Genomic DNA, 6164 nt, shown 5'->3' with positions numbered 1-6164 from the left:
CTCGACCAGTCACAAGGCGATCGAGAACGCGATGCTCGCCGCGACCGGCCAGCCGCCGGCGGACCCGAAGCCCGCGGATGCCCGGGCCGCGGACGCCCGGGCCGCGGACGCCCGGGCCGCGGACGCCGTGCCCGCCTGGCGCCCCGCGGTGCCCGCCGCGAAGAAACAGCGGTCCGGGGCGAGGCCGGCTTCGGCGGCTTCGGGCATGTTCCCGCCCTGGGATGGTCCGCGGGATCTGCGGGCACTCGCGGCGTGGCGCCGGGAGCACCCCGAGGGCCACCTGGTCGGGGACACCGCCTGGGCGTTCGCGAACCCGGTGCTGCGTGGTGACCCCTTCGACGTTCTGATCATCGACGAGGCGGGGCAGTTCGCGCTCGCGGACACCCTCGCGGTGGCTGGCGCGGCCCGCAACCTCGTGCTCCTCGGCGATCCGCAGCAACTGCCGCAGGTGGTGGCCGGCATCCATCCGGACGGCGCGGACGCATCGGCGCTGTCGCATCTGCTCGGCGACGCCGAGGTGATCCCGCCCGAGTTCGGCTACTTCCTCGACCGGACCCGCCGGCTGCACCCGGCCGTGTGCGCGCCGGTGTCGGCGCTGGCGTACCGGGGGCTGCTGCACGCGCATCCGGTGGCCGGGACGCGCGCCGTGGCGGGTGTGCCGGCCGGGCTGTACCTGCACGACGTCGAGCATCACGACAACGGCACCCGGTCGGACGAGGAGGTGGCCGTGATCCGTGACATCGTTCGCCACCTGCTCGGTCGTACCCTCGTCGACGGCGGGCCCCCGCGCCCGCTCCTCGGCAGTGACCTGCTCGTCGTCGCCCCCTACAACCGGCAGGTGCGGGCGGTCGAGCACGCGCTGGGCAAGGCGGGCCTGCCCGGGGTGCGGGTCGGGACGGTGGACCGTTTCCAGGGCCAGGAGGCAGCCGTCGTCATCACCTCGCTCACCACGTCCAGCTCGGCCCAGGCGCCGCGGGGGCTGGACTTCCTGCTCTCCCGCAACCGGCTCAACGTCGCGATCTCCCGGGCCCAGGTGGCGGCGGCGCTGGTCATGTCACCGGCGCTGCTCGACAGCTCTCCCCGTTCGGTCGCCGAACTTCAGCTCCTCGCCGGGTTAGCCCGGCTGCGTGTCATGGCCCGAACGGACCTGCTCGCCGTGCGCTCCCCGATACATTCCTGACACTTTCCTGGTACGTTGCCGGAACCTGGTGGGTGGTGGCGATGAAGCCACGGAGTCCACTACGCGCCCGCGGCCCCCGACTCTCATGCAGATATGTAAAGTCCGTTTCGTCGGTATTTGTTTGTGCTTATTGTAAAGCCGGTGCTAGGATTCGCGACGTCTGGGCAGGTTGGGGAAGGGGATGCTCATGACTCTTACACTGGCTATTCCTAGCCGTATGCAAACTGTTCTGCCTCGGGCGCTCGTGCGCCTGCGGGCCTCATCGGGTGCACACATTACTTTCGGGGGAATGGTCGCACTCCATTCCCGCACCCTGACCATCACCAACGTGGACGGGCCGGGGCCGGCCGGGCTGATCGGTGTCGAGATCCCGTCCGGGATGGGCATCGGTGGTCAGGTCGTCAAGCATTGCCGGCCGGTCGTCATCAACGATCGAGCTGCCGCGCGAAGAGCGCTGCGATCCACCGCCGCGGAGATCGACGACACCGGTCTCGGTGCGATCATGGCGGTGCCGGTGTGCGAGGACGGCGCGGTGGCCGCGGTACTGTACGCCGCTGTCGAACCGGATCTGTCATTCGATGAGTCGGCTATTCACGCGGCCATGGCGGTGGCCCGGTTGATGGAGCGCGAACTCGGTCTCGTCAGTGGGGGGCCGCGGTCGAGAGTGCCGTCGGTACCGGTCCAGGGGCGGGTGCCGGTCCAGGGGCGGGTGCCGGTCGAGGGGCGGGTGCCGGTCGAGGGGCGGGTGCCCGTTCAGGGCGGGGTGCCGGTCGAGGGGCGGGTGCCCGTTCAGGGCGGGGTGCCGGGGGCCGTCCCGTTTCCGCGGATGCCGGGTCTGCCCCGGGAGAGCCTGCGGCTGGCCTATCGGGAGCTTCAGGAGGTCACCGAGCATGTCGCCGATCCGTTTCTGCGTGGTCGCATCGGCGGGGTGTCCGAGCTGCTGCGCGGGCTGCTCGCCGAGGAAACGAAGACGGTCGGACGGCTGACGCTGACCCCGCGCGAGTTGGAGGTGCTTGCCCAGGTCTCGTTGGGATTGTCCAACGTCGAGACGGCCCGCCGGCTGACGGTCTCGCCCGAGACGGTGAAGGCGTACCTGCGCAGCATCATGCGCAAGCTCGGTGTCCGTAACCGGACGGCCGCGGTACACGCCGCGCGCCAGATGGGAATGCTGCCCTGATCTCAGGGGTCCGCACCGGACCCCTGCCGGGGGTGTGGCCGTGGCTGCCGGTCTGGCAGTCACGGCCATTCGACCCCGCCGTATATTCCCGGCGCCGGTGTACGAGGATCTCGACCGCGGGTCGATGTGGCCTGCCATCGGTGCCATAGCGGCGTTTTCACGTTGTGCGGGCAGGAGTGGCGGGGCCGCCCGGCCGGCGAGCCGAGGCTCAGGCTGGACCTGAGGCATTGCCCTACTACCTTTGGGATTGTTCCCGGCATTCCCGCCCACTCCTCCTACGCCGCGGCGGCAGCCTATCCTCGAAGATTCTTCCAGTTGCCCTGCTTTCGGCGGCCGAATATCGATCGTGGCCGGGTTCCCGCTACACTTCTGCCTCCGGGCGAGGGTAGTTCGGAACCAGGACCCCAGGCGGGTCTACTTTCGAGGCGGAAGCTCGGGACTTCCTCGCAGTGCTCCATGCGGTGCTCCATGCCCGGACGTGTGGTCGCTGGCGGCCACCGTCCGGCCGTTACGAGATCCATCGGCACGGGAGATCCTCGAAGGAGCGTCATGCCGTCGTTCGCTGATCCGGCGCAGCAGCGCGAATCCCGACCCGATCGGGTGACGTATGCCGCGTTGTCGCACGGACGGGACGAGGGGTCGCACGGACGGGACGAGGGGTCGCACGGACGGGACGAGGGCTGGGCCGACCGCGGCCCCGCGTCGGCGGGCTCCACCGGCGCACCACCCCGTTCGCTGTTCACGATGGTGGCTGACGCGGCCGTCGTGTACCGGGGAAGGGTACTCGCCGCCGCCTGCCTGCTGGTGGTCGTGCTGCTGCCGTGGAATGCCGGAATCTACGACCAGCTCGCCACCGGTGGTTTCTACGCACCGGGCGATCCGTCGACGCGGGCTGAGCGGCTGCTCGACGAGGAGTTCCCGGACGCGCCCCCCGACGTCGCCATCATGCTGACGTCGGCCCCGGGTATCGACGGGCCGATCGCCGCCCGCCTGGGCCGGGAGCTCACCGGGCGGATCGCCGCGGAGCCGGGGGTGACCTCGGTGCTGTCGTACTGGCCGGGCGGGCCCAACGAGGCGAGCCCGCTGCTGCGTGCGAAGGACGGCCGGTCGGCCCTGATCGTGTTCCGGCTCACCGGTTCCGAGGACCGCATCCAGCACCGCCTGAACGCCCTGCACGACCGGTACGCCCACGATGGTCCGGGGGTCCAGGTCCGGTTCGGCGGGGCGCCCGCGGTCATGCGTGATGTGACCGAGCGCAGCCGTGTCGACCTGGCGCACGGTGAGCAGATCTCCGCTCCGCTGGTGTTCCTCGTGCTGCTCTACGCCTTCGGCACGGTCCTGGCCGCCCTGCTTCCGGTCCTGGTCGGCGTGGTGTCGGTGGTGTCGAGTCTCGCGCTGCTGCGGCTGGCGGCCACGCTCACCGACGTGTCGGTCTTCTCGGTGAACCTGACGACTGCCCTCGGATTCGGTCTCGCGGTCGATTACAGCCTGTTCATCTTGCGACGTTTTCGGGACGAACGGGACCGCGGGCTGCTCCCGGCGGCGGCGCTGCGCCGGACGCTGGAGACCGCCGGGCGCACGGTGTTCTTCTCCGGGGTGACGGTGGCGCTGTCCCTGACGGCCGCGCTGGTCTTCCCGATCTATTACCTGCGTTCGTTCGCCTTCGCCGGCATCATCGTCGTCGTCGCATCGGAGGTGGCCGCACTGCTCGTGCTGCCCGCGGCGCTGATGGTGCTCGGTGACCGCATCGAGCGCGGCAACGTCCGGCTGGCGTTGTCGCGCCTGAGACGCTCGGGGTCACGCCCCTCGGGTCGCCGGCGGTCCGGTGGCCACCGCGTGGGGGCCTCGGCGGCTGGCCGCGGCTGGTCGGCGCTGGCGCGGCGGGTCATGCGCCACCCGGTGTTCTTCGGTGGGGTCGCGATCTTCGTGTTGGTGCTGTGTGCCGCCCCGCTGCGCCACCTCGACCTCGCGCTGGCCGACGACACGGTCCTGCCGGCGACCGCGGAGGCTCACGTCGTCAACGACGCGATGCGGGAGGACTTCGTCGTCTGCCTGTCCTGCCAGATTCCGATCGTGGTGCCCGGAGTGGACGCGCGGGACCCGGGGAGCGCCGAGAAGCTGACCGACTACGCGACCCGCCTGTCCGCGCTGCCGGGCGTTGCCCGCATCGACACCGTCACCGGCAGCTTCCTGCGGGGCGAGCGGGTCGGTGTGGTGCCGAAGACTGCGATGAGGTACGTCGGAACGCACCGCGGCGCCTGGCTGTCGGTGTGGCAGACCGACAGGTCTCCGCTGTCCGAGTCGGCGAAGGACCTGGTCCGGAGGCTGCGGGCGGCACCGGCGCCGTTCGGCGTCCTCATCGGCGGACTCGCGCCGCACTTCCTCGACACCTCGCATTCCATCAAGCGGAGTCTGCCGCCGGCCTTCGCCGTCGTGATGACGGCGACCTTCATCCTGCTGTTCCTGTTCACCGGCAGCGTGCTCCTTCCGCTGAAGGCGATGTTCCTCAACACGCTGAACCTCGCTGCCACCGTCGGGCTGCTGGCGTTCGTCTTTCAGGACGGACACCTGACCGGTCTGGTCGGCGACTTCCAGGTGTCGGGCACGCTGGAGATGACCAGCCCGGTCCTGATGTTCTTCATCGCGTTCGGGCTCAGCATGGACTACGAGATCTTCCTGCTCGCCCGCATCCGCGAGGAGTACCTGCGGACGGGAGACAACCGCGATTCCGTCGCCCGTGGGCTGGGGACGACCGGTCCACTGATCACGAGTGTGGCGCTCGCTCTCATCGTGGTCATGGTTGCGCTGTCCGCGTCGGACATCAGCATGATCAAATTGGTGGGTATCGGGCTGACCGTGTCGATCGTGCTCGACGTGACCCTCGTTCGAGCGATCCTCGTCCCGGCGTTCATGGCCCTGGCGGGCGACTACAACTGGTGGGCTCCCGAGCCGCTGCGCCGTCTGCACGCGCGGTTCAGCCTGCGGGAGGGCGGCGACGAAGCGGCCTCGCACGCGGGGGACCCGGGGCCCGGGGGACCCCCCGACCCCGGGGGACACTCCGACCCCGGCAACCGCATGACGACGAAGATCATTTATCGGCGGGGGCGGGGAGAACCTACCCGAGGGGCCCGGCCGCCGGTCGGGCCGGCCCCGACCTGGCACTACTACCTGCGCCCGCGGCGGCGCGCGGACGGTGGGCCCTTACCGGCCATGATGGGTATCCGGGGTTTCGCACTCGACGACATCCGCGTCGAAAGCGCATAGGTAGTACGCATTAGGTAGTAAACGCCAATCTCGGCCTTGGCCGGTAGCCTCGGGAGCTGACGACTCCTACCCGCCGCCGCGGGCTTGCGCGGTCCGCCTGCGGTTGGCCTTCTTGATCGCATCGACGAGATCGTCCCTCGACATCGTCGAGCGGCCGGGGATGTCGAGCTCACGGGCGAGCGCGCGCAGGTGTGTCAGCGAGGCGTTCGCGTCCACGCCCTCGGCGGTCGGCCCGCTGTGCTGGGAGGCGGGCGTCGGCTTGGCGGCCTGATCGTCGGAGGGACCGGGCCGACTCTTCGGCCGCCAACGGTCCCCCACCTTCTCGTGGGTGTGCTTGAGCGCGGCAAAGGCCGCACGGTGGGCACGCGCACCCTCACCGTAGGTTTCCACCGCCGAGTCGTGGGTCTTCTTCCAGGTGCGGATGGCCTGATCGTCGGAGCGGGTGATGGTGGACGGAACGTCGTCCCGCATCTCGTCGGCCTGCGCCTTCTTGTCGGTCTTGTCGGTCCGCGGCTTCTTCCCGACCATGGCACTCCTCCTCCC

The 6164-nt window shown here is 70.1% G+C and carries 4 protein-coding genes; 3 read left to right on the top strand and 1 reads right to left on the bottom strand.

The genetic code is table 11. From position 1 onward, the window contains the following. From BMG523DRAFT_RS10925 to BMG523DRAFT_RS10915, 3 genes are all read left to right on the top strand, one after another. On the top strand, positions 1–1180 hold a 1180-nt coding region (locus BMG523DRAFT_RS10925), incomplete at its 5' end, for a DEAD/DEAH box helicase (protein ID WP_200923104.1). 181 nt (positions 1181–1361) lie between these two features. After that, a complete protein-coding gene (locus BMG523DRAFT_RS10920; RefSeq protein ID WP_043591058.1) occupies positions 1362–2357 on the top strand; it encodes a LuxR C-terminal-related transcriptional regulator in 996 nt (331 codons plus the stop codon). Positions 2358–2906: 549 nt separating this feature from the next. Continuing rightward, positions 2907–5621, top strand: coding sequence for an MMPL family transporter (locus BMG523DRAFT_RS10915; RefSeq protein ID WP_152987845.1), 2715 nt, complete (start codon positions 2907–2909; stop codon positions 5619–5621). A gap of 66 nt (positions 5622–5687) precedes the next feature. On the opposite strand, the gene BMG523DRAFT_RS10910 is transcribed toward BMG523DRAFT_RS10915, so the two are convergent. After that, positions 5688–6149 carry a ChaB family protein gene (locus tag BMG523DRAFT_RS10910; RefSeq protein WP_083494793.1) on the bottom strand — a complete coding sequence of 154 codons (462 nt, stop codon included), beginning with the start codon at positions 6147–6149 and terminating at the stop codon, positions 5688–5690. Positions 6150–6164 lie beyond the last annotated feature (15 nt).

The organism is Frankia sp. BMG5.23, assembly GCF_000685765.2.
Lineage (GTDB): Bacteria > Actinomycetota > Actinomycetes > Frankiales > Frankiaceae > Frankia > Frankia casuarinae.
Note: the sequence above shows the minus strand (reverse complement) of the source record. Positions and strands in the feature narration are given on the sequence as shown.

Excerpts from the sequence above, each read along its gene's own strand:
- BMG523DRAFT_RS10920 (WP_043591058.1), top strand. The coding sequence starts at position 1,362 with ATGCTCATGACTCTTACACTGGCTATTCCTAGCCGTATGCAAACTGTT.
- BMG523DRAFT_RS10915 (WP_152987845.1), top strand. The coding sequence starts at position 2,907 with ATGCCGTCGTTCGCTGATCCGGCGCAGCAGCGCGAATCCCGACCCGAT.
- BMG523DRAFT_RS10910 (WP_083494793.1), bottom strand. The coding sequence starts at position 6,149 with ATGGTCGGGAAGAAGCCGCGGACCGACAAGACCGACAAGAAGGCGCAG.